Raw genomic sequence first — 25732 nt, forward strand, 5'->3', positions numbered from 1 at the left:
TTTTATTAGTACGATAATTTCTTATATAAGTGGGTGAGAGAATGAGAAAAATAGACTATAATATAATTAAAGAATTTTTCTTTGACACATATCTAATTGATAATCATCTCAAAGTAAGGGAGAAATTTAAACAGTGCACTACTGAGGTGGAAAAAGAAGAGCTTTACCATCATTTTCAATTGAATAATCTTTTTTTGATAAGAAGATGTCATGATCCTGGTTTCTATCTTTATGTTCTTGACAAAGTAAACAAAAATGAAAAAATCAAATCAACTGTTAAACAATATGCAAATAGATTGGTTACTTCAAGCTTAAATTTTGAACAAGAATTGTTTGGATCATTCTCTAATGAAGTTGAAGATACATTGATTGACAAAGAGATAAAAAATCCAATAACCTGGCCATTTTCACCGTCAATAGACAAAACCAAGAACTTCGAAGCGGTTAATGATAATTCCTTATATTATTTTTCTAAAAGACTTCAGTATGCGATTGATAATGGGGATGATAACGAATTCTTTGTACTCTCACAACTTATTAGCGATTATAAATCGGGGTATTTTAAGGGCTATCAGATATTTAGTGAGGATAATTTATATGGAGAACAAGTAGGTTCACATCGTTGGTTATACTCTCAGAGCCAATACATGCTTGAAAATATAAAATTTTGTATCCATTACTACCATTCCCATTCTTTTAATATTCACAATTTAGTGAAATTGAATCCTCATGATGTTAGATTTGTGAAAGAGCTTGTGAAAATAATGGAAGAAATGATAGATGATAAAGAAGTCTCAATGCTAGATACTTTAATGAACTATAATAAATTCATAAATGATTCTTTTTCAGTTGCTTCTCTCATTTGGTTCAATTCACATAATGAAATGGATAAAATAAATATTTTGAATAATGTATACCCTTTCGAAATATCTGATAATATACTTGAAGAATATAAGTCCGCTCTATGTGAATATGGATTTTATAATAATGAGAAAAATGATTATTTTGAGTTATCTATATTTGCAAATGAACTTTTTCAGTCATGTTTTTTTGAAGAAGCGAGGATAATTTGGACCTCTATCCTGAAAAGCACTGAGAATACAAATACTAAGTTCAGTTGCTATGATAATTTAGCAACAACTCTTCGGGAACTTGGAAAATTTGATGAAGCTATAGATTATTACAAAAAATCACTTGTTTTAGCGGAAGAACTTAGCAAATCAGAGGAACTGAACGAAAAAAATAATGTTGACTGGAATCAATTGACCACCGATGAAACTGAAAAACAATTATTAAGACACATCGGTAAATATGTTGACAAAAACTGCAATTATACACATAAAATGGCAATTGAGTTAAAGAATATTGGGGAAATGTATTATCAATTAGGGAAAACTGAAATTGCCAAAAAATATTTCCTTGAAACTGAAGGAAAATGTTCTGAATTATCTCCCTCTGAAAAAAGTAATATATATTTCAATTTAGCCTGCGCAAATAGAAGATTGGGCAAATTCAATGAAGAGTTCACATATTTGTCAAAAGTATTAAATGAAAAAGGCATAAATACACAAGCAGAAGAACGTGCTCAAGAAAGAATGAGTATACTTAATTCTATGGCATTTATGCTGCAAGATGGTAGTTTTGATTATAATAAATTGAACAAAATTGAAAACATATTAAAAGTTGATGAACTATCAAAAAACGGAACATCACTTTTTCATACATTTCAATTCGCAAAATCAATGGACTATTTTGAAAAGGAGTATGAGATTGAAAAACTCCATGGTTTTTCTTGTTTCAATTCTTTAAATTATAATGCGACGTATAATCTATATTACGGTAATTTTCTAAAAGCAAAAGAGTTGTGCAAAGAACTAATTGATAACTCCCAGGAGCCCGTTTATGCTGCTATTGCTAAAATCAATATTGGTTTAATTGACATTAAAGAAAATAATTTTGATGAGGGGATTAAGCATCTCGAAGATTCTTGTGATATATTTACTCAATTAAACAATGGATTATTGGAATTTATAATTACGATTATTAACACAGCAACTTTGTTGTGGTCAAAGGGAAATGTAGATAAAATCATTGATTCACTTGAAGCTAAAATAATTTCAAAGGGCATTAATTTTCATCTAATAGCTGGCTGTGCCTACCTAGAAGTAGGATTCTTCGAAAATGCATTTGACTATTTTGAACGTGGACTGAGTACAAAAGCAGACAATGAAACAAAATCACTTCTCTTATACAATAAAGGACTTGCATATTCCGGCATTGGTAAAACAGATAAAGCAATAGAGAACTATCAAAAATCTCTCGATTGTTTAAAAACTATTTATGCCTGGGAATCAATGGCAACAGAATATAGAAGAGACTTAGAGACCTTAAAAGCAAAAGAATGCATTGAAGAAGCAATAAAATTATCTTCGGAAGCTGATAAAGAGAGACTCGAAACTATTAAGGAAGAACTTGATGCACTTTCAAGCAAAAGGCTGAACCTAAGCTCTTTAAAAAATGATAATATCAGAAAAACATTGTATTCTGCTGAAAAACTGATGATTAGTGACATCAAGAAAATGGAAGATATCAATGAACGTGATTTCTCTACAGCTTTACATTATTATGGCAAAGCCCTGGAGAATATGCTTGACAGTCAGATCTCAAACCAAATACGTCAAATTATTTATGACGAATTTGGATATTGTGTTTGTGAAGATTACAGAAAATTTAAAGGAAAAGAATTCCCACAATACCTAAAGTATATGCTGGATAAAAGCAAAAAAGGGTCTATTGGACTAAATGGTTGGAAAACAATACTGCAATATGTAAATGAAAAAAGTAAGAATCCTGTATACCAAAAGTTCAAAGACGAATTAATAAAACGATATTCTCCAGAAGATATGCAAAAAATCAAATTTGCATGTGGTATGATTAGTTCTTATAGGAATGACTCGGTACATAAAAATGTAAAAAATTATGATGAAGTGCTAAATGTAAGACAAAAGATTGTGTCACACTTGAATAATGTCATCTATATATTGTATAAGTAGAGTTCCATGCTTTCCATTATTCTACGTATTTTATCAAAAGAGGGGTAATCAAATGTCAATAAAAAACAACTGTAATCATCATACCAATAGCCAATACAGAATTTACCTTGATATGGACAATGTAATCACCGACTTTGACAATGCCTGCAACAGTATTTCAGCTGATCTTATCAAACTACATAGTTCAGACAGAGATGAATTCTGGAAGATAATCGGATGCCAAGGGATTACTTTTTGGTCAGAGATGCCATGGAAAGAAGATGGAAAAGAACTTGTTGATTATCTATTGAAGTTTAATACAACAATACTTTCAGCACATCCAAATCCTAAAAGAGGAAACGTAGCAGAATTCAGTAAAGTGGGAAAATATGATTGGTTGGTCAGAGAAATTGGCAAGGACTTTGCAGAAAAAGCTCTTATCTGCAGGCGTTCAGATAAAAAGATGTATTCATCCCCCACTAGTATCCTTGTAGACGATAATATTGAAAACATCATAAACTAGGAAGAAGCAGGTGGAATCGGCATCTTACATTTTGCTACTGAAAATACAATTAATAAATTAGAGCAGTTATTTGTAGATGTGGATTTGCCTTCCTGAAAGATAATAATGGTTGAGATTCCTGATGATTTTGAAGTCTGCATATCGATGTTAAAAGATTTAGAGATAAGAAATTGAACACGAATAACTGTACAATCTTTATGCGATTATTTTGGCAATGACACTGCGGCATATACTGATAATAGGTATAATTATACAGCATTAATCGTAACCACAGAAAAATAAGCTATGGGAATACAATATTATATTGATTCTTATGAATCAAGAAAGTCAGTCAGCTTATTATAAAGAGAAGTCAGATCTTTTTTCTTTATTTCACATTCCCAGACAATAAGGATATTCCAGCCATCTGCACGCAGCTGTTCATAACTTTTTGTGTCCCTCTGGGCATTCTTACTGATTTTCTGATACCAGAAATCAGAATTGGATTTTGGCCATTTGAAGTACTCGCAGTCATGTTTATGCCAAAAACAGCCATTTATAAAAATAACTTTCTTTTTTCCCGGAAATACAATATCCGGTTTGCCAGGTAAATCTTTTCTGTGAAGTCGGTATCTATATCCATTATTCCAGAGCCATTTACGAACGGTAATCTCAGGTTTGGTGTCTTTCCCCTTTATCCGGGACATATTGTAACTGCGCTGCTTGCGGGAATGAACGTCCATAGATCACATCAACTGAGCAAATAATTGCCTAATCTGTTTACATGTTTTGATGCTTCAGATTGCAAGTCAAATAAAATGTCTTTTTGTAAAACGAACAATACCGAATCTCTGAGACAAGATTCTGACTGAATTGACATAGTTGATAAATTGATTATGAGGAGCCATCGTTTTTTATCATGCCATATCGGGCCTACAATATATCTCGCGTCTTTTGCACGGTCATGTAAATTCTTTTTTTCCTCTTCGTAATTGCTAGTCATTGGATAAAAAATGCCATACACTATCCGATGTAAAATCATGTCCTCTTTTTTTTCATCTGACACTTTATCTGACACTTTTATAGTTTTATCCTGTACCAAATCACACTGTGGAGTCAAAATAATCTTGCACAGAGTCACATTTTCAGGATTTTTGGAAGCCTTAAATATTGATTTTTTAATACCTTCAAGGATAGAAGGATTATCTTCTAAAAACACGCACCCTGTAACTGGTCTGGAAAAAATATTGTCTGTAAGAAAAAGGGACGTATTTAGTTTCGCTGTCGTGTCCTCTGTTATTGTGCCTTGCTTAAGTTCAAAGCTGCTTGGAGCCATTAATTCAGTTGTTGTCTTGCTTTCGAGAACATCAAGAAAACTTCTGTTAACCACATGGCATGCACAACGAAATTTTTCATTTTTATCTGTTGTAAAGTTCTCTTTAACAAATGAGGCATACAGCTTGTAGAAAAGAGAAGCCGTATCATTAGACCATTCATCGCCCATTTCTACGTGGGATGAAAAATCATAAACAAACTGTTTGGATGAAGAACTTACAATATTTTCCCATTCCACATAAAGTTGAAAAGCATTTGTGGTAGATATAAAATCATCTAACTTTTTTGCAAGAGCATCTAATCCCTGCCCATCTTTTATGTATTTGTATTTCTCAAGATCCAGCCAGTATACAGGTTTTATTGAGGCAGTCTCACAACCAGTAATAACATCCTTTATTATTTTATCATTTTGAGTCCAGAAAATAATGACATAAGGACCATTTTCTAATGAAATTATTTGTTTTAGTCTTTGCACCAATCCAGAGATTTTCATCTTTTCATTTTGTCCCTGCATTCCTTTTAGCTCGATATCTAAAAAAATAAAGCGTATGCCTTTAAGGGGCGATGCTGGTAGATTTTCAGGGTCACCATTAAAATACATATACGGAATACCCTTTTTTCCAAATGTCTCCATTAAAGGCCAGACTTCATCCATTACATCGTCGATTAAAACAATGCCTCCTCCTTCTGGCAAACTCATTTTATTTACCTCCTGTTTTAAAAGCAAGAGCAACAATTGCTCCATTTTCAAATTTTTCAGGAATATCAAATATTTCCATTTCTGGGAACAAAAGTTGTCCTTCCAACGCTTCCATAATTTGATGTGTAAGATGAAGACCAATTCCCATACCATCAGGTTTATCAGTCACAAATGGTTTGATAATTTCACTTGTTTCCGATGTAAAACCAAGACCATTATCCGCAATTATAATACTCATATGACCGGGGAACTCATTTGAAATATCTACATAAATTTCTGGCATTTCAATTTTATAGTAGTTAAGCCACCAAATAGAATTATCAAATATATTCATTAAAGCACTTAATAAATGATTTTCCGAGCAAAGAGCCTCTGTCTTTTCAGTCCGTGATGTAAATGCAGAGTTTATTTTGATATTATGTTTCTCAAGACGATAGCCAACATTAAAAATTGCCTGACTAACAATTGGCCTTAAATCTCTTACTTTTTTTTCAGAGCTTTTGACTAAAATACTATAACCATCTACTAACAATGAAAGACTTTCAAACCTTCTATTCAATTCTTCAGAAGGTGATTTGTCTTCAAGCATACCACGGATTTCCTTAATCATCTTCTCAATTTCATGTATCAGCATTACTAGATTTAATCCTGCGCCTGCACTTGTTATTAAACTGTTTGTTATTAATTCATATTCATCTTCAATCCTGTCGATGTAACGATTAATCTCATGTTTAGTGTCCGTATCTTTTATTTTGTCATCAACAATTGCTTTGAGTTCTGAAATAGAAGTAAATACAGGCTCTGAAACTTTTTGTGGACCATAATGTTTCCTAAGGATATCCTTGTCAGTATTACGAAGAGATTCAACTCTTTCAAGTGAAAAATTAACAGCCTTCCAGAATTCATAATATGCTTCATTTTCCACAAATCCTTCGCGATTAGCTTTTTCTTTTAAATCTGTACTATGTTCATGATTTAGATACACAGCACCTAAAATAATATTTTTACTTATTCTCTTAGCTGGCATATTTACTCTTCTTCCACCCAGATTAAGCCAGTCGTTTTCCTGCTCGCCATAATCAAGCACACGCATATTATCTCTGAAGACTTTAATGCCGCCATTTTCATTTAAGTACTTTTTTAAACCCTGTTTATCCTGTACGCCAAGACTTAATATTTTAGGGTCTCTATCAAAAATCACACCTTTGAACCGTATTTCACCAATCTTAAATTTGCTTAAATCAATATCTTCAAAATCATTCCTGCCTTTTTTAGCTACCATACGTAAAAGAGATCCCATCTTTCCATCATTATGTGTGATTGTTCTTGGAATCAGTTTAGTCATTGTTGGCCATGGTGTAAATTCATACATGAATGAAGAAATTTTATCTTCTTCCATTTTTATATCAAATGAATATAATTTGTATTGTTCAATATCTTGGAACGTTAAAATACCCTTCAACCAATCTGAATCTGGTAGTTCAAAATTAACTCTAAAAGAGTCATCACTATCAAACGGTGAATTTAGGGAAGTAACTGAACGTGCGCACTCGCGAACTAATTTCCGTGTCCAAGGTACTCTTAACTTTTTTATAACTAATTTTGTACCTGAACCAGAAACAAACTCAGTTGGTTCACGCTCAGAAATAAATACAGGGAAATCTTCTATATATTTACTTTTTTCAATATTATTCCAGTCTATAGTCAATACATATTCTTTAGAATCAACTTTTCTGGTTATTATTTCTATCTGCTTCCCTAAACGATGGACTCCCAAGCGTCCAATTCCCTTTTCACCAATACGAAGCCTACCAAACTGGTTGCTTCTTTTTGTATCAGGATTGTTTCTAAGATCATCCTTATAACTGGTTCCCAGTTCTAACCAAGAAGTGGATAATATTTTATAATCCATTCCTTCACCATTATCCTGAATTATTATTTCTCCCTTTTCAGGAATACTTGGGTTATGTATGATAACATTGCATTCAGATGCGTCTGCATCATATGAGTTTTTTATGAGTTCAAGCAAAGCAATTGATTCATTTTTTATTAGCTGCTCACCAAGCTGATTTATAAGTCTTGCTCTTGTTTTAAATGAAGTATGACTATTATTCATTCCCAATTCTCCCTTAGTTTTTCCGCTATTTTCTGAGCTAATAATACAGGAACTGCATTGCCAATTTGTCTGTAAGCTGCTGTACGGCTTGGTTTTTCAGAAATACCTTCAAAAAAGTAATCATCCGGAAATGTTTGTAATCTTGCAGCTTCACGGGGCGTTAGCGATCTGTTTTGCTTAATGTCAGGATGGATGTAATAGTGTCCGTCTTTTGCTATATGTGCAACAACTGTATGAGAAGATGAGTCTTCACCGGCTACAACCTTGAATCTGTCAAGGAAAGAAGAACGATTCTTATGTGTCTTCAGATGTGCCGGCAAGTCATTATAATTAAGTCTCTTCTCAGCATTCCAGTTCTGGACTGCAATTCGATATATTTCCAGATCACGTTCTTTATTCGTTCTGGATTGATGTAAAGTGACCGGAACATCGTCCTTACGGATTCCTGCTTCATAAAGATAATTGCCATCATATGCTTCTGTTTTACAGGGAGTAAGGGTTCCTTCACCTGCTTTCAATGCAGGCAAATCTTTAAAAATATCTTTTACTTTCACATCAGGGATCCATTTTTCAGGATAAGGATAGAATCCGGAGTCATCACCTTTTTTCCCCACCAAGATAATTCTTTTTCTTCTTTGAAGCACCCCATAGTCATTGGCATTCAGAACATCCCATTCAACCGTATAGCCTTTTTCGCGGAACAGCTGTTTCATCTTCTCAAAATATGAATCCCCTTCCACTGATTTAGCAGAGAGCAATCCTTGGACATTCTCGAATACAAAATATTTAGGTGAATACTTTTCCAGAAACTTAGCGTAATATTCGTATAGGTAATTTCTGCTGTCCCCTTGCATTTTGTTTTCAGCTCTGGATCTGCCTACAATAGAATAAGCCTGACACGGAGGACCACCAACTATCAAATCCAAAGGTTCACCATCAAGCATTGAATCAACCTGATCAAATATTGATAGTAATGTATCATCAGATATCTCTTCATTAATAACAGAATTAAGCAGTGATTCAGGAACTGACGCATAAAGCTCAGATCTCGAAATATTGCCCTTCAAGTAATCATAATAAACATCTATTTTTCCATTATTATTGAGCCAATGGTATGCCATCCTCGTTTTTAGTGAATAACATGCTGCAGTATCGACTTCAACATGCGCCACAGGAACAAAACCAGATTTAATGAAGCCTTCGGACAAACCACCTGCTCCTGCGAAAAGATCGAGAAATCTGTATTTTTTTTCCATTTACATCCCTGGATATATAATATTGTGGGTATAATTGGTATATGGAGATAGGAAATATAAAGGCATCCCATACGCATGATTTTGATATTTTATATTTTTATGTAGAAAGCATTACTTAATTCAATTGTTTATTTACTAATATAATCAGTATATTCATCAAATATTTTTAGCCCTTCTACATCACAGGATACATTTATTATATGAACATTATTAACTCTGAATAGTTCCGCATTTCTTACAATCTGCATGAGCTCTCTCTCAAGTCTTGAATAAATACTATAGTACTTTACATCAACATTTTGATCTTTTCTTTTTAATGCGTTTCTGCGAAGGTTTTGAAGTGTAATAGCAGCAGCATAGGATCGATCTGCAATTTGCAAGTCATTTACAAGTTCCGGACATAGACTTTTTACAACCGAAAAAATAATTCTCATATCATTTGGAGTAAAAGGATGTTCTATTTTGTACAAATTATATGTTTCACAATCAAGAGTTAGCTCTTCATAGTTAGTCCACCAACCTATAATATAATCAGGATTTACAGCTGTAATTTCTGATTCTGCAAGTTTTTTTGCAACATGATTCCGTGATTGATGTAAAGTAACATGATTAATTTTGGCATATTCATTAACTGCTCTTTCAAGAAGTGTATTCCAGTAAACTGAATCGTTATATAGGTTCTTGAAGCTATACCATTCAAAAGGTCCCCTCTGAAAGTGTAATTTGTCACCAAATTTAATCATAAAACGGAAAAAAATGGATTTGAAAGAGATATAAAGTCCAGACTTGCCCAGTACTATTTCATTATCAATGAGAGTTTTTTTCAGTTTATTTATTGAAAAAGTATCATCTACTATGAATTCCTGTAATGTCTCATTAGCTCTTATCAATATGTTACTATTCAATGGAAGAAATAATCCTCTGTTTTGTGCATCTATACAAAGTATTGCAGCCTCCCCAGTATTTATCTTCAAGTGGGTTGTGAAATCATCTGAAGTTCCTGCCATTCTTTCGGAAGATACAGTTTCAGAATATGGCATTATAAATCTTGCATCTTCTATCAAACTTTCAGTAACCCTTGTAAATTGTTCTTTGTCAGGAATGTCCACTAGATTAAACAATTCACGCAATAAATCAGGACAGTCGAGATCTTCATCTGGGTTAATAAGAGGATAGGCATTTATTTCAAGGAGCCTTTTTTCTATAATGTACTTTATATTATCAATAGCTTTTTCGTTTCCAATAAATACTAACCTGTCAGCATTAGATGAATTCAGACGATAGTTCAAACTAGGATAGCAAGTTGAAATGATACAGTGCTTATACCCGTCTGGTACATTATTTTCATGCGCTTTTAAATTGTTCCAATCACAAAAAGATATGTGTGTAGATAATGAATCTTCTGTGGACCATGTTTTCTTGAAAAGAAGCTCTGTTCCTTTTACTTCATAGGAAAGAACGACTACTGTAAAACACCAATCATCTGCAGATTCAAGAATGGTTTTAGTAAATGATAATATTTTGTCTCTAAGAGGATTTGTTTGTTCAAGAGAATTTAGTTGAAAAATTTCATTTAAAGTTGAGTTAATTGACTGAAATGTGTTTTGATCAACCAACGTATAAAGTCTGCTTATGACATTGTCATAGGTAAGATAGTTATCACCTTTCCTTTTTACCATTAAAATTTCTGAATCACTATAGTCACCTTTTAAATCCAAAGGTGTGGAGAATAATCTGTTAAAATAAAAAATCAAATCATTTCGATGATCATTGCTCAAATTTAATAGATATTTATCTATATTTTCTGTTGCTGAGTTATAGGAATCCAAAATCAGATATTCAGGATTTATCCTTTCCATATTTTCGCAAATTATCTGGTTAGTACCTGATGATACCGGATTAGGATATTTAGACTCATTTCCCGCAGGCAAGTTATTAAGAATATGTTGAGAATCCCATGTGTGGACAATTACATCGATATCTTGGAAAATTGTTTCATCATCATGTATTTTGTAAAATTGGCGCATATCAGGATCAGTTGAAAACATAATAATTGTTTTAACTGAATGATTATGCAGGAAATTAAGTAGCACTTTACTTCTTTCTCCTCCAAATCGGGAGTCGGAAATAATTTCATCCATATTTTCAATTATAAGAATATCCGGAGATAATTCCTCTACTAAATCTAACGTTTTATCAAGATAAGGTTCAGATGGCAAAAAATTAAGTCTGATATTTCTATGTGAGGAACTATTGTAAATATCGTCAGCAATCTCTCTATAGAAATGAGATCGAACTAATGATTTACAGGCATGTAAATTTGTTGAATTAAAAAGAACTTCCCATAACCATACCTTGTTATATTGAAGAGAACCAGTCCATCGTTCCTGTTCATAAAGAGAAACATCCCACGCACCTTTTTCGTTAATTGTTTCCACAACAGGATCACGTCCTAGTTTGTGTTCAGAGATATTTCTTAAAAGACTGTCTCCAAACTCACTATCTTCATTCAAAATTTTATTTTTACATTTTCGCAATGTATGGTAGCACAGTCGAGGAGAAATTTGATCATTTGAACCTATGTTTCGGTATTTGATTTCAACCACTTTTTCCTTCTCAAAAACAAGTTTATCGGTGAATTTCCTCATTTCTCTTTTAACATCACGATCTACTTCATCAAAATCCTTCAAAAAAGAGAGATTGTTGAATACTGCAGGAGATGAAGGAAACAATTCTACTTCCGTATTATCATCACATGTGTAGTTTCCTATTACAACTGCTTTTTTATCAGGATTTGTTAGTAAATATTCAAAAACCATTAACGGAATAAAGCGTACATCACGCCATGGCCATGTTATAAAGTAAAAACCTTTTTTTTCAGTTGAGAAAAAATCAATATATTCCTGTTCGATAATATTTGGTTCTATTTTCCATAGTAAAGGAAGATTGGAAAGATAATTTGCCGCGTTATCTCCTTCCTTACTTATAACATGGTTAATTGTTTTAGGAAATAGGTCAGATGATTGGACATCAATATATTTATGGAATTTTGCACCACATGAAATGCACCTAAAGGTTTTTTCATTAATAGTTTCAATTGCCTGCCCACTTACATGAGGCTCATGACAGTCGGGACAGGTAATCCCATGATAGTAATATGACCTCATTTTGATTTTAACCTCTTTATAAGTGTTAGAATTTTCATTGCAATATCGGGGTCACTAACAAGAAAACCAAGTTCATAATTTTTGGTCATTCCGCTAAGTGTAAAATTTGCTGAACCGGAAATAACTTTTACTCCGTCAGCAACCAGAACCTTTGCATGAAGCATATCGTTTTGTATCTTATATATGTGTAGATACTCATACTCATCCTGTAAACGAATTATTGTCTGGACTTTGTCGTTCTCCTTTTCTATTCCTTCCGCATACAAATAAATCTCAACATTGATGCCTCTCTCGAGTGCTTTCTGAAGATCGTTGACAATGTCAGAACTTGTTAAAACATAAACCGTCATAACCAGTTCATTTGATGCTGTAGAAATTAGCTCACGAATAACTGACTTAAATGATCTGACACCTGAGCCAACCCATTTTTCTCCTGTAGCCACTGGAACAATTTCTGCTTTCATATCAGTTACCAATTACAATATGACGATCAAGCCAGAGATTTCTGTGTTCACAAGATGTTTCTGAAATAAGAAGACAACTGTAACAAGCTGAACCATTAATACTTTCTGAAGATTTATCTACATCAATGCATAGAGGATCATTTGAACAGATCAAAAGATTATCAATAGCACCATTGATTATGTCTGAAAAGGAATCTACGGTTCCTGCAAGACCTCCCATTCCACTATCATCACCGGGAGATGTATTGTATATTAGAATACCACCATTTGATCCGTCACGGGATATGTAAACGCGCTCCCTCAATGAAGCTGCGGAATAACCCGTGTAAGCAGACAATGACAGAATAATTGCATGAGACAGAGTATGAAGCCATACAAATCCAGGTTCAAATGTCACATCAGACCAGTTGCTTTTTTGCTCATAACCGGAATTCTTATACATTTTCCATTTGGAATATGCAGACTTAGAACTGATGTCAGGCAGTTTTCCATTTTTAAATGTAATGAAAATACCTTCTCCAAAACCTTCATAACCCGGATGCCAGATCTCATTAGGTGGTAAAAATTCACCTGAATATACTATTCCAGGATCTTGGTTTTCATTAAGATTGACCAACCTGGTGTAGCCTAATTGTACTGTGACAGTTCTGATTTTGTTCACTGCAGAAACCTGCAATTCAGGTACATAAGATGAATCAGGTATAATGTATTTTGGAGAAGACATCGAAAAGTTATCTGTAACTTTTCCACTTGCTGAACGAAGTGATTCAAATTCTTCATACATTAAATCCATAAATGTCTGATCTTCTGCTTTAAGACGACGATATAAATTCAAGAACTCCAAAACTCCACATTTTTTTATTTCATCTGTAAGAGTCGAAATAACCTCGTCATTTGTTCTATTTTGAAGCAGTTTTGAAAGGAGTTCAATAAAATCTGGAATTGTCAATTGTTCCAAATTTGCAGATATCATAATCATGTCAAGTGCCATTGATACTTCGTTTTTCTGAAGCCTGCGGGAAATAGGATCATCAAATTCTGGAATTGTAAGAAGTGTCATAGTTTCAGACACACGCAATGATGTTGATTGCCTTTGTATTATTTTCATCTTATGTTCACAGTTCTTAGTTCTATTCGGACTGGTGTAAAATGGAGGATATTTTGAAGCTGGTGCTTCTTTTTCTGGATTTCTGCCTGTACAGAAAAATTGCAGAGAATAGATTTCCTTCATCGTTTTCTTGGATTTACATTGTGGACATTCTACAATAATATCTGAAAGAGAACTACCATTAGCTTTCCAATAATAATAGGGTGGATTACACTTGTTTTTCCCATGCACCGCATATTGCCAGTTAACTTCATCCAGGTGTCCTTCAGAGCATGCCGAAACAAATCTTGTTGCTGAGGATTCTTCATCTGTTTTACACAGAGGACATTTAGGACCATTGTATAACAAAGGTCTATGGTTTGCCTTTCTTCCATAACAAACTTTCCAGGCAGGGAACACATATGTAGAATATATTCTTGAATTGCTTGGTATCTTAAGACCTGCATTTGTAGGTAGTGCCACAATTCTATGACATTTATCGGATGATTGTTGGATAATTCTGGACAGTCGTGTTTCAGCAATTTCAAAGCTTTCAAAAACATCTTTGCTGAAATATTTGGCATCAAGACCATATTGCATTATTGGAATTATTCGTGGTCCATTTTTTGTCTCAATTATTGCCCCTGGACCATAAGTCAGCACGAATTGAGACCTGCTGATATGCTGGAAATCTCTTTTCATATTCACACCTCAAAAGATGTTGTTTCCTCTATTTCTCTCAACGATTGTGGTGCATTTTTATAAACTTTTGTAAGGTGCTCAATTCTTTCATGAGCAGGATCACTCAAAACAACATTTTTCTCTGGTTTCTGATAAGGTCTGTACTCATTATACACTAAATCTTGTCCTTCAATATCAAGCTTTTTTGATGTATTCTCCCATTTTTCAAACTCGGATTTAAAATATCTAATAATTTTATCTCTTTCTTCTGGTTGCAGACGGTCATCCAGACAGCACATGATAAATTCTTCGAAATCTTTAATTGCATCGGAATTTCTTATAGCATCACCTGATTCAGAAGCCCATTCCACAATAGATTCAGACATATTTCTTAAGAAAGAGACTATTGCAGGCCCTGCGGCTTTCGCCATACACCCATCTGCGAACGGCGAAACTGAAGCCGGTTCTACTTCCAGATTTACTCTGTGATGGTATCCTCCAAAGATTTCATAATGACTTAAATCTCTTGGACGACCTGCTTTGTAGAATGTAACAGCAAGTGCTCCATGTTCTCTTCCCACTCTTCCTGTAGCCTGAATATACTGTGATGTTGTTTTTGGCTGTCCATTAACAACCATTAATGAAAGATGTGGAATATCCACACCTGTTCCGAACATTGATGTTGTGAAAATTGCATCAGGATTTTCATTCACATTCTGGTTTTGTCCTCCGTTTTCAAGTTCTTCCAATATCTGCGGGATATCAGTTGAATCAATCCTACTTGACAACTCAACAGCCTTATCATCATCAGTACTTCGTAGAGGTAAATTTTCAGATATATGAGCAAGCCGTTCTATTATGTCTTCTCTGTAAAGTGCCCGGTTTCCTCCAAGCTCTCTCAGAGAGTTAAAATACCCTACAAGTGTCCAGTAGTTTATTATCTCTCTTTTTGAAAGATTATCATGTCCGGTTTTAAGTAATCTTGACCATATTCTTACAAGAGGGGTTAAAGGTCCCATTCCGGGTGCATATATTCCCATGTAAACTCTTCCGGGTCGGTTTTCATCCCATCCATCAGAGAACTCCGGCAGAGTTACGAAAAAACTGTCTTTAAAAGAAAGACCATATGCAGGGAACTGAGACAATGGTCTATTAAATAAAGACATAACCTGTTTTTCTGCCTGATTAACTGTTGCAGAAGAAGCTATATATTTTGGTTTACCGCCTGCTTTGCGAATAAGGCCGTCAACAACTGATTCATATAAACCAAACATACTTCCCAGCGGTCCATCCATTAGATGCAATTCGTCCTGCACAATCAATTCAGGAGGTCCAAACGATTTTATTTCGAGGCAATATTTGTTATTTGTAGCAGACTTGAGAATCTCTTTTGGGAAAATATCCTTACGATAATAACCATAAAAAATATTGTAATTTGTTATATTTCCAAACAGTGATGCAGCTCTGGGTTCAAAGGCAAGCCGTGCAATTTTGTCTGCAGTACTGACAACAACTGTCGGACATCGGGAATATATCTGTTCATCAACTGTGTATGCAGGAATAGGAATACGTGATTCTGGTAAAAAAGGAGTTTTCCTCTTTTTCAAAAAGAGACCATCGGGTAACTGCTCATCTTCTGTAGTTAATAATGTAAATGGTACCCCTTCTTTATGATTTACTCCTTTATTTAAATCACATTCAGGATTAGTACAGAATATTTCAAAATCAATTGGTTGTTCTTTTTTTCTTCCGGGCTCAGAATCTATAGGGAAATATCCAGGTCTTGATGCTCGGAATGATTTTACCTCTATATCAAGACTTTTTTCCATTTCACACACAAGTTCATCAATCTCATTTTCATCAATTTTACGTGTACTATCAACCGTTAGTAAAAGTGTATAGTATCCTGGCAGAAGCCCTCCCTGCGAAAAATTTACAGTTTTAATAGGGTCTTTTAATTTAATTGTAGCATTCTGCAGGTCACTAATAGTTCTTTTGGATTTTACAATTAAATGAAGTTTATTTGCCCCTACAGGCAAACCAGACCGGGGAATTGCAAGCCATTCTCCACATACAGGACACTTGACAACTTGTGCAGGTTCCCCATCAACATCACCTTTTGTTAAGGCAGTTACTGCACCATAATCCCCTCGTAGATGATTGGGTGATACACTACCTCCAACCCACATTCCAACTGAAAATATTGTAGAACCATACAACCAGTTCTCTGAAAATGAACATTTTTCCGGCCTCCAACCAATAGCTCCATTATTGTTGAAGATACGTAAATACTCTGCCGCTGTAACCATTAGTAGTGTACGACGGAATTGCTGTACTGTTAATAAACGAAGAGTATAACGTGTAATTACAGCAGTTCCTGCACCTGTAATGTCATTTATATTTTTATCATTATCTTTTGCATTTATACGTCTCAGAGCAATTACAAATGCCATCATCGCAAGATAAGATTCTGTTTTACCTCCTCCGGTAGGAACCCATAGTAGATCAAGATGATTTCTATATTCTGAGTTCTGTGAATAGAGAGATTCAATATTAATCAGGAAAAATGCAAGCTGAAAAGGTCTCCATCTAAAGTCAACATCGTCATCACTGTATTTTCTTTTCTTTTTCCAGAGATTTTGAAGCCAAATTGTTTTGTTTGCAAAGCAGAATGATAAAAGAGCATTTTTATTGTTCTTAAGACACTCAATCCCGGACTTCAGACGAATTAATGATAATTTTTGTTTGTCAACTAATTTTTGAACAAATACAGCACTTTTTTCATCGTACTTGCCAATAGAACTTTCATTCTTTTGAATCCATAAGCTGTAAGCTTCTACAAGAGGAGATAGATATGCATCAATATCTGTACTTTCCCACATTTCAGACAATTTGAGAGCAGATAATTCAGGACTAACATCAAAAATTGATTCATCCCAGGTAAAGTTAGGTGCAGAGTTAGGATATAACGGTATAAATTCGCTTCTTACAGCACAATTGTAGAATACAGCACAATCATCGAAAAAGTATCCATCAGGCCATAATTTCTCAATCTCAAACTGTTCTTGGTAATCAATTGCTTTCCATATTGCAGAACACATATGGCCTCGGGAAAGTATGGGATTCTCTCGATATATAAAAGCCAAAATATCATCTTCATTCGAATTCTCCATTGATTCCAGACTACATCCTTCTCCGAGATTTACACGTAAAGACGGCTGGTAAATTGAAGCTTGAACAATTGCATCCCCTGTGCATTCTTTAATTTTTAAATCATTAATAAGACTTAAAACTACATGCAAGGTTCCATTTGACTGAATTTTCTTGATATTTAGATGTATTTGTCCGTCTTCTTCATCATAAACAGTTTCGTTACCTTCAGCAGCACTCGACAAATTAATATTCAGTATCTTCATGAAAGGTTTTCGTTTCCATTTATCAGCTTTGTGTATACTACTATCATTGGATGCGCTATCTTCAGAAATACTTACATCTTTGTATCTCCCCCAAGTTACGCAAACATCAATTACAGGATTTTGCCCCTTAATCAAAAAAGATATTCCAAAAGATTTGGGTTTCATTCGTGGGTCAAGTTCAGTTGGAAGTATAGATATTGGATCATCTGAAGAATTGTCATCTTCTGATTCAGAGCATGCTTCCTCGGAAGAAATCATTTCCGATTCCGGAGATGTCTCTACTTTTTTGCAGTTTTTTGGAATAATGACTCCTGTTAAGTATTCATTATATGGACTTGTACCAATAAGTACTTCTTCAGGACCATACCTTGGACCAAGAACCTCTTTCATTAACTCTTCTATAAAAATATCCCTCACTTACTCACCTCTTAAATTACCTATAATAATATGCAATAAATAATGAAGTCAAAACATATAAAATATTTATTATTTAATCATGCTTAAAACATTATAATTGATATATAATAAATTTTTGAGTAGTAGGAGAGTTACATGATATAATAATCAAATATATTTGGAAAATAAATCACAGTACTTTAGATGAAAATTAGATATGCAGAATCCTCAATACTTGATTCATGATTTAAATATATAATTATTTGAAGTAATAATATAATAGATGATAATTACCAATACCATTCAAAAGATGTTGATTTTAATAGGTATTTTACAAAGTTCATATTACTCTATTAATAAGTAATAATATCAATCTGGCAAAATTATTTAACAAGAATTACTTATAATAAGAACCATGGTCTCTGAGAAAAAAACAAAGTTCGATCCACGTAAAATGATGGAGTTAGCGGTTAGTGTCATGGAAAATACAATTCATGAACCTCGAATTGATGGGAAAAAGAGTCCATTAGTTGGTGCAGTTTTAGTAAAACCAAATGGAGAAAAAAATACAGCTTGCCGGGGAGAATTGCGAGAAGGTGACCATGCCGAATATACTCTTATTGAGCGAAAGAATAGGAGCGAGAAGTTAGATGGATCAGTTCTGTTTGCAACTCTTGAACCATGTGCTCCAGGGGCAAGAAACCATCCAAAATTAAGTTGTGCTGAAAGGATAGTCAATGCTCGAATAAAAGAAGTGTGGATAGGAATCGAAGATCCGGATCCAACAGTAAATCATAAAGGAATGAAGTATCTACAGAATCATGGTGTTACGGTTAAAATGTTTGATCGTGATCTCCAAGAGAAAATTCTTGAAATAAATAATGATTTCATTTTACAAGCAGAAGAGAGAGCTAAAGAGAAACAAGTAAACGAGGATATTGATTCATCTATTTCGAAGTTGGATTTGCCTTTATCTGTACCTTTGTCTAAATTGTCAAAAAGTGCATTGGAAATGTATAAAAAAGCAATTGGATTTAAAAGTGACGTGGAGTCTCCTGCATTTTACAAGGAACTTGTTGAAATGGGTATTTTGGAAGAGAAAGAGGATGGTGCGTTTAATCCTACTGGGTTTGGATTACTTTTATTTGGAGAGGATCCTCGAAAGACATATTCACAGGCAGGGTTATTAGGAACAATCCATTATCCAAGTGGAAAAGAGGGAACTGAAGATTTTAATGACCCATTAGTTTTGATTCCTGGTAAAGTTGAAGAATGGATGAAAAACAAGTTACCCAATGTTATTGATCGGAGTAGTATGGAAAGACAACAGCAGAATTTTCCATTTGAACTTATCAGAGAAGCTGTAGTAAATGCACTAGTTCATCGAGACTATGATATTGATGGAGCTAAATGTCATTTAATTATCACTCCAAATACAATAGTAATTAAAAGTCCAGGGGGACCAGTAGCACCAATTACTCTTGATCAACTTAAAGAATTCAAAGCTCCAATGTTAAGTCGTAATCCTAAGTTACATTATGTGTTCTCTCAAATGGCTTTGGCTGAAGAAAGAGGATTGGGAATGAAATCATTTGAGACAATGCCTGCAGAATATAACTTACCAAGTCCTCAGTATTCATATGATGACTTATATCTTACCTTAACGATCTATTTGAATAGTGAAGAGATTATTAGAGGATACGCTCCTGAATTAGTAAATGAATTGTCTGCTGAAGAGTTGAAGAGATGGGACTTTATTGCTAAGAAAAGAATAGTCACATCAAATGATTGTACAAAAGCATTCAATATAACTTCAAGAGCAACACAAAGACAATTGAATAGATTCATTGAAATTGGATTATTAGAAAAGATTGGCAAGGGACCAGCAACAAGGTACAAGGTAAAATAAATATATTGATAACTATTAGAGTTCACGCCGGCATTCCTAATTAAATTTTAATAACAGTACTATATCCCGGCGTAAATACCGACACCAAACCGGTATTTCTCATTAAATTTTAATGATAGTACTATATCCCGGCGTAAATACCGGCACCACGCCGGTATTTCTCATTAAATTTTAATAACAGTACTATATCCCGGCGTAAATACCGACACCACGCCGGTATTTCTCATTAAATTTTAGTGACAGTACAATATAGGCATGAGTATAGAATAACAAGTGGAGAAAAGTAACTGCCATTGACATTTATCAAAAGACTGTATATATTCTGCTATTTTCCTTTATTCATGTAGAAAATATGTTGAATAGAATAATTGATTTAACACTGTTTCGAGTAGAACTAAGTACATTAAAATCACAAGTATTGATTTTAGATTCCTATTCGATACAAAATACGATAGCTTGTATTCTGCTGATGTTCATGAGAATAAACTTAGTTTTTTTGTTAATTTATCAATATCTTCACTTTTCATGGGGAAAAAACCCAATGCTGTTATTGTACCAGGTTCTACTTCTGTCCTCCCGGCGTCTCGTATTACTTCACAAATATATCCTTCATCAGTTGCTTTGTCTCTGAAATTCAATAATTTGCTTCGGTTCTTGATCTTCAGAACAACTTTCTTTTGTTGCTTTCCATCATCGAACCATTCTTTTATCTCATCGAAACGATTCAGATTTTTAAGGATTGGAGTTATAGATGCATGGGCAACTTGAACTCCAAGTTTCCCGGGAGACATCTCTACATCTTCAGGTATCACTATTACTTGTTTATACTCCCACATGTCTTTCACTTTTTATTAATACGCTCACAATTATTTACAAATTCTGCTTAGCACGACAAATTGGTATACCAGTAAGATATTGTTTTTATTGCTTTGGAATATGTGACATGTAGGAAATATTTACCAAACATTTTTGAAGCAACGTTTTAGGTTTCTTATTTCATCAAATAATTGATTGTTGTTTCTCTTATTCCCTTCAAAAAAGAAAAAAGGATAATGATTTTTATCAATCAACTCCTGTCTATAAATACACTCATCAATTGATTATCATTCTTCGTTCTCTTTTTCCTCATCCTGTGCTTCAGTTTGCTTCATAATCTTGCTCATAAGGTCACGTATAGAAGGGTCGCTCATAAACGCATTCATCAGCTTACTCTGTGTGTCATTAGACTTAGCAAGCTCTTCATTTACCTCTTCTAACTCTGCAACACGTCCCTTATATTGGTATGCTAGTGAACGGTTTGCATCATTTTTGTCACTGAGTTCCTTGTTCTCTTCCTTTAAAGCCTTGAATTCAGGAGAACTTGAAGCATCTGCCCTCTCATCAATAAGGAGAGCAAGATAGTTCTTCATATAGACCTTCTTCAAGAATTCAGGATCATACTTGATATAAGCCTGTTTCACTTCACCTAATGTATGCCCCATCATATGTTCGATGACGTCCCCATCGACCCCAGCATTCCTTAGTGTTGTGCTGAAGTATTTCCTCATGTTGTGGCTACGTATCAAACGAAAAGTGCCAGGCTTTATAGGCCCTTCTATCCTTTTTGAAATAGGAGGATAAATATTCTTACTGAGCGAGTATGCATTCAATGCACGATCTTGCTCTTTCTTGCTGTACAAGTACTTATAGAAGTTTTTATTTTTTATGAATAGTGGGCTTTCGGGGATCACCTTCATTACATCATTCATCATCTTACTCTTTAAGCATGCTGATTCCCTCGTCATTAGATATGTTTTCACAGCTCGTGATGCTTCTGGAGATAAGAAAGTAGTGAAATCAATCTGTGTTTTCTGTCTTCTCAAAGACAATGTTGTAATCTCTGTTGCAGGATCATACCCTTCCATAAAATCCTTAACAGTAAGGGTGCAGATATCTGATGCAGCAAGACCCGACGAAACTCCTACCAAAATAATGGCTTTGTCTCGTATTGATGCAATCTTAATTGTCTTTAGAATAAGTTCACGATTTGGTAACTTTTGGTTTTCTATTCTTGGTTTTGCACGTACTTCAACACTGCGGATGGTTGCAGGAACAGGCAAATAATACGTTGTAAAGAATGATTTAATTCTGTCTACGTAGCACTTAATGGAAGATGGCGCATAAGGTGCTTTTCGATTACTAGTTGATTTTTCCAAATATTCTCTGAAGCTTCCTATCAACTCGAAATGAGACATCATATGTGGTTTTATTCCTTCATCATATTCACTTTGTGCAATCTCCAGAATTTTAGAAGGAGAGAAACCTGTAAATTCTGCGAACAACACAAAAGCACTAATATATAGATTAATGGTATTTTCAGACTTAATTCCACGTATGCGGAAAAGCCTGCGAATAGCAGGGTCATTCTTTATTTCATTCACTTTCATATTACCGATCTTCCTAAGATCGAGAATATCGGGTATAAACCGAAATTTCTTATATAAAATTGTCCTGGCAATTCTACTCCCTCTAATAATTATCAATCTCTTATAATTACAAATATATTTTAGATTTAAAACACAAAAATTAAGTATTAATCAAATATTCCTGAGCAAAAACGTTCAGGAAAATTCAGATGGTCCCGGTAACAGAAGTATCCCTATTCACTTTCCTATTATCAGTGTTTGCAGGTTATCTTCTTGGTGTGATTTCAGGCCTAATCCCTGGTATACACACCAACAATTTCGCATTGGTATTGCTTGCATTCTCTCCGGTGTTGTCCGAGCACGGCCTGCCACTCGTTTGCATAGCAGCAATGATTCTGGCAAATTCTCTCTCGCATACTTTTCATGACATAATTCCAGCTATATTTCTAGGTGCTCCTGGAGGTGATATGGCTCTGGCAGTATTGCCAGGACATACACTATTGCTTGAAGGCCGGGGAGCAGAAGCAATACGCCTGTCTGCTCTTGGAAGCGCAGGCTCGGTAGCTCTGGCTCTTATTACAGCATATCCGCTTTCTATGGCATTTAGTTACGTTTATCCTATCATTCAGGAGTACATTGCCTGGGTCTTGATCCTTGTGGTTTTGATCATGGTGTTTACTGAAAAAGGCGACTCTGGAAAAGAAGGCTCTCTACAAAGGATAAGGTATCCTCTAAGCGCATTTATTGTATTCATGCTCTGTGGACTTCTTGGTGTCTTTGCATTCGATAAAGAAAGCCTCATGCACCCATTTCTGTCAATAGGTGAACCTTCAATACTACTTCCTCTCTTGAGTGGTCTTTTTGGTTCATCACAACTTGTCATTAGTCTGATGTCCCATCCCTTGATTCCTTTCCAGTTCAAATCCAGAATGGAACTTGAAAGAAAAAGAATAATCCGGGGAATTGTAGTGGGTGGAACTTCCGGCTCCATGGTAGCATGGCTGCCGGGAGTATCCTCATCTATTGCAACGGTGTTTGCACGTCTTTTCATAAAAGAGGATTTTGACAGGGATCAGGGTGCTGCATCAGGCACTGATGATTCAATAGACAGTGTAACTGATTCAGCAAAGGAATTCATAGTTTCTATTTCAGGTGTGAACACCTGTAATGCAATTTTTGGTCTGCTGGCTCTGGCCGTAATCGGTAAGACTCGCAGTGGCGCCATGGTAGCTATAAATGAACTACTGGGGGGCATCGACCTTAATCCTCCACTAGTTGTCCTATTTCTCTTTGCTATCTCATTGACCGCAATACTGTCTTATTATTCCACAATCTTTTTAGGGGACAATATTCACCGATTGCTCTATGGGTTTGATTATTCTATACTCTGTTATGCTGTACTTACCCTTCTGTTTGCGATGTGTCTTGCATTCACTGGTTTTTTTGGCTTGCTGGTATTTCTGATAGCAACCCCTATAGGAATGCTGCCTTCATTTATGGGAATTCGGAAATCACACGCAATGGGCGTAATTATATTGCCGGTGATCCTTTACTTCATCTAATTCAAAAGGCCGAACAAAGTGAAAAAGAAGATCCTATTATTCAGCCAGTTCAGTATCATCATGAGAATATGCAGGAGAACAGCAGCAGAGAATTCTGAGTTCATTCTCTCCTGTGTTTTTGATACTATGTAATGTTCCTGGCGAAATACAGACTGAATCACCGGCTTTTACTTCAATTAGCCCGTCTCCAAGAGTAAGTAATCCCATGCCTCCAAGAATGTGGTATATCTCTTCGGTTACATTATGGCGATGTAAAAGTGTGGAACTGCCAGGTGCTACTCTGGCTTCTGCAAGGCTCTGGGAGGAGTTGCCATGAACCTGCGGATGCATTAGTTCTCTAATAATTGAACCGTCTTTTGTAACATAAGCTTCAACATCGTCACAGGAACTCATTATCGGCATATGATCGCCTATTCCTTTTTCTCAAAACCTGATATCATCTCAAGTATATGATTCTTAATTTCGGTGACAGAATCCACCCATTTTCCTCCGACATCGATCGGCGAAAGGCCATTGAAGTCCGCTTCCACAAGGTCCGGGTCATATGGTATCTGTCCAAGTACCGGGATTCCCATTTCCTCAAGTTTTGGTTTAATGTTTGCTGAAGTTCCTTTGTTGATGATTGCAGCAAGGTGCTTGATATCGATACCTTCAGAGAGATCTTTAATTCTCTGGGCGGTCTCAATGGAGCGCATACCAGGTTCCACAACAATTATCATAAGGTCAATTCCACGTGTGGTTCCTCTTCCAAGGTGCTCGATACCTGCTTCCATGTCAAGAATTACAGCGCTGCTGTCCTTGAGCACCACATGTCTCAGGAAGGCTTTCAGGAATGCTGAAGCAGGACACATGCAACCACTTCCACCTCTTTCCACGGTTCCCATTACAAGCATTTTGACATTATCAGGGCCAACAACACCGAACCTATTCACAACATCATCGACTTTCGGGTTGAACTTGAACATACCGCCTTTTTCACCGGCTCTCTCTTCAATGAGGTCCTTGTAATCGGTAAGTGGTTTGGGAGCGTTCTTTATTCCCAGAGCTGAAGCCAGATTCATATCGGCATCAGCATCAATGGCAAGCACATCATAACCGTCCCTTGCCAGCATTCTTGCCAGAGTGCCGGATAGTGTTGTCTTACCAACTCCGCCTTTTCCTGTGACTGCAATTTTGACCATACTCTGAACTGAGGATTTATGTGAATTATATTTTCCGGTTACAGAAAGTAAGACAAGAACTTCATATATCCTTTACAATCCTGAATCCAAGCACATAGGATGTGCTATCAGCATCAAGGCTGCCACGGAAAGCACTTTTACAATAATTAGGTCCATCCATCCAGCTTCCACCTTTTCCCACACGGTTACTACTGTTTTCCTCTTCCCATGCAGTTCCATCGGCAGGAGCATTCTCATAGTTGTCGTGCCAGTTGTCCTGAATCCATTCCCAGACATTACCATGCATGTCGTAAAGTCCCCATGCATTTGCTTTCTTTTCACCCACAAAATGAGTTGTTCCATTTGCGTTTATGGCACACCATCCGTAAGAATCAGACCAGCCATACTCATCCATATCTGTTGCTTCATTTGTAAATGAAAAATCGGTGTTATTTCCGGCTTTACATGCGTATTCCCATTCTGCTTCTGTTGGGAGGCGGTATTCGTCAGTATTTTCAAGCTCATTTAACTCTAAGCCGTGAAG

General features: G+C 35.2%; 17 protein-coding genes. 4 read left to right on the forward strand and 13 right to left on the reverse strand.

All coding sequences use genetic code 11. From position 1 onward, the window contains the following. Nucleotides 1–41: 41 nt before the first annotated feature. Nucleotides 42–3053 carry a tetratricopeptide repeat protein gene (locus FKV42_RS13875; protein WP_154810890.1) on the forward strand — a complete coding sequence of 1004 codons (3012 nt, stop codon included), beginning with the start codon at nucleotides 42–44 and terminating at the stop codon, nucleotides 3051–3053. Nucleotides 3054–3105: 52 nt separating this feature from the next. Next, nucleotides 3106–3555: a hypothetical protein gene (locus FKV42_RS13880; RefSeq protein ID WP_154810891.1), complete on the forward strand. Its 450-nt coding sequence runs from the start codon at nucleotides 3106–3108 to the stop codon at nucleotides 3553–3555. 311 nt (nucleotides 3556–3866) lie between these two features. Here the strand turns inward: FKV42_RS13880 and FKV42_RS13885 are convergent, their stop codons facing one another. From FKV42_RS13885 to drmA, 8 genes are all read right to left on the reverse strand, one after another. Beyond that, entirely contained in the window at nucleotides 3867–4277 is a 411-nt protein-coding gene (locus FKV42_RS13885; RefSeq protein ID WP_154810892.1) for a very short patch repair endonuclease, read from the reverse strand. A gap of 8 nt (nucleotides 4278–4285) precedes the next feature. Beyond that, nucleotides 4286–5569 (reverse strand): hypothetical protein, encoded by a 1284-nt coding sequence (locus FKV42_RS13890; protein WP_154810893.1) that lies wholly within the window; start codon nucleotides 5567–5569, stop codon nucleotides 4286–4288. 1 nt (nucleotide 5570) lies between these two features. Beyond that, nucleotides 5571–7685 (reverse strand): ATP-binding protein, encoded by a 2115-nt coding sequence (locus FKV42_RS13895; RefSeq protein WP_154810894.1) that lies wholly within the window; start codon nucleotides 7683–7685, stop codon nucleotides 5571–5573. Beyond that, nucleotides 7682–8941, reverse strand: coding sequence for a DNA cytosine methyltransferase (locus FKV42_RS13900; protein ID WP_154810895.1), 1260 nt, complete (start codon nucleotides 8939–8941; stop codon nucleotides 7682–7684). The genes FKV42_RS13895 and FKV42_RS13900 overlap by 4 nt, the downstream gene beginning before the upstream one ends. Nucleotides 8942–9069: 128 nt before the next feature. Then, nucleotides 9070–12108 carry a hypothetical protein gene (locus FKV42_RS13905; RefSeq protein ID WP_154810896.1) on the reverse strand — a complete coding sequence of 1013 codons (3039 nt, stop codon included), beginning with the start codon at nucleotides 12106–12108 and terminating at the stop codon, nucleotides 9070–9072. Further along, a complete protein-coding gene (locus FKV42_RS13910) occupies nucleotides 12105–12572 on the reverse strand; it encodes a phospholipase D-like domain-containing protein (protein ID WP_154810897.1) in 468 nt (155 codons plus the stop codon). The genes FKV42_RS13905 and FKV42_RS13910 overlap by 4 nt, the downstream gene beginning before the upstream one ends. A gap of 1 nt (nucleotide 12573) precedes the next feature. Beyond that, nucleotides 12574–14361: a DUF1998 domain-containing protein gene (gene drmB / locus FKV42_RS13915; protein WP_154810898.1), complete on the reverse strand. Its 1788-nt coding sequence runs from the start codon at nucleotides 14359–14361 to the stop codon at nucleotides 12574–12576. 2 nt (nucleotides 14362–14363) lie between these two features. Then, the gene (gene drmA / locus FKV42_RS13920; RefSeq protein WP_154810899.1) at nucleotides 14364–18173 is read right to left on the reverse strand and encodes a DISARM system helicase DrmA; all 3810 of its coding nucleotides are present in this window, start codon (nucleotides 18171–18173) and stop codon (nucleotides 14364–14366) included. 394 nt (nucleotides 18174–18567) lie between these two features. Between drmA and FKV42_RS13925 the strand changes: the two genes are divergently transcribed. Further along, the gene (locus tag FKV42_RS13925; RefSeq protein ID WP_154810900.1) at nucleotides 18568–20061 is read left to right on the forward strand and encodes an ATP-binding protein; all 1494 of its coding nucleotides are present in this window, start codon (nucleotides 18568–18570) and stop codon (nucleotides 20059–20061) included. Nucleotides 20062–20534: 473 nt separating this feature from the next. Here the strand turns inward: FKV42_RS13925 and pth2 are convergent, their stop codons facing one another. Together pth2 and FKV42_RS13935 are read right to left on the reverse strand one after the other, a co-directional pair. Then, nucleotides 20535–20897, reverse strand: a complete 363-nt coding sequence (pth2, locus tag FKV42_RS13930) for an aminoacyl-tRNA hydrolase (RefSeq protein WP_230375741.1) — start codon at nucleotides 20895–20897, stop codon at nucleotides 20535–20537. Nucleotides 20898–21164: 267 nt separating this feature from the next. Continuing rightward, nucleotides 21165–22487, reverse strand: a complete 1323-nt coding sequence (locus tag FKV42_RS13935; protein ID WP_154810902.1) for a tyrosine-type recombinase/integrase — start codon at nucleotides 22485–22487, stop codon at nucleotides 21165–21167. Nucleotides 22488–22675: 188 nt separating this feature from the next. Here FKV42_RS13935 and FKV42_RS13940 point away from each other — a divergent pair, with 188 nt between their 5' ends. Further along, nucleotides 22676–24028 carry a tripartite tricarboxylate transporter permease gene (locus FKV42_RS13940; RefSeq protein WP_154810903.1) on the forward strand — a complete coding sequence of 451 codons (1353 nt, stop codon included), beginning with the start codon at nucleotides 22676–22678 and terminating at the stop codon, nucleotides 24026–24028. 36 nt (nucleotides 24029–24064) lie between these two features. Here FKV42_RS13940 and FKV42_RS13945 read toward each other — a convergent pair whose 3' ends face one another. From FKV42_RS13945 to FKV42_RS13955, 3 genes are all read right to left on the reverse strand, one after another. Further along, nucleotides 24065–24430: a cupin domain-containing protein gene (locus tag FKV42_RS13945; protein ID WP_154810904.1), complete on the reverse strand. Its 366-nt coding sequence runs from the start codon at nucleotides 24428–24430 to the stop codon at nucleotides 24065–24067. 8 nt (nucleotides 24431–24438) lie between these two features. Next, complete coding sequence (locus FKV42_RS13950) at nucleotides 24439–25209, reverse strand: ATP-binding protein (protein ID WP_154810905.1); 771 nt, start codon at nucleotides 25207–25209, stop codon at nucleotides 24439–24441. A gap of 61 nt (nucleotides 25210–25270) precedes the next feature. Further along, the coding region (locus FKV42_RS13955) for a formylglycine-generating enzyme family protein (RefSeq protein WP_154810906.1) at nucleotides 25271–25732 on the reverse strand (462 nt) is incomplete at its 5' end.

This window comes from Methanolobus vulcani, assembly GCF_006546655.1.
Lineage (GTDB): Archaea > Halobacteriota > Methanosarcinia > Methanosarcinales > Methanosarcinaceae > Methanolobus > Methanolobus vulcani_A.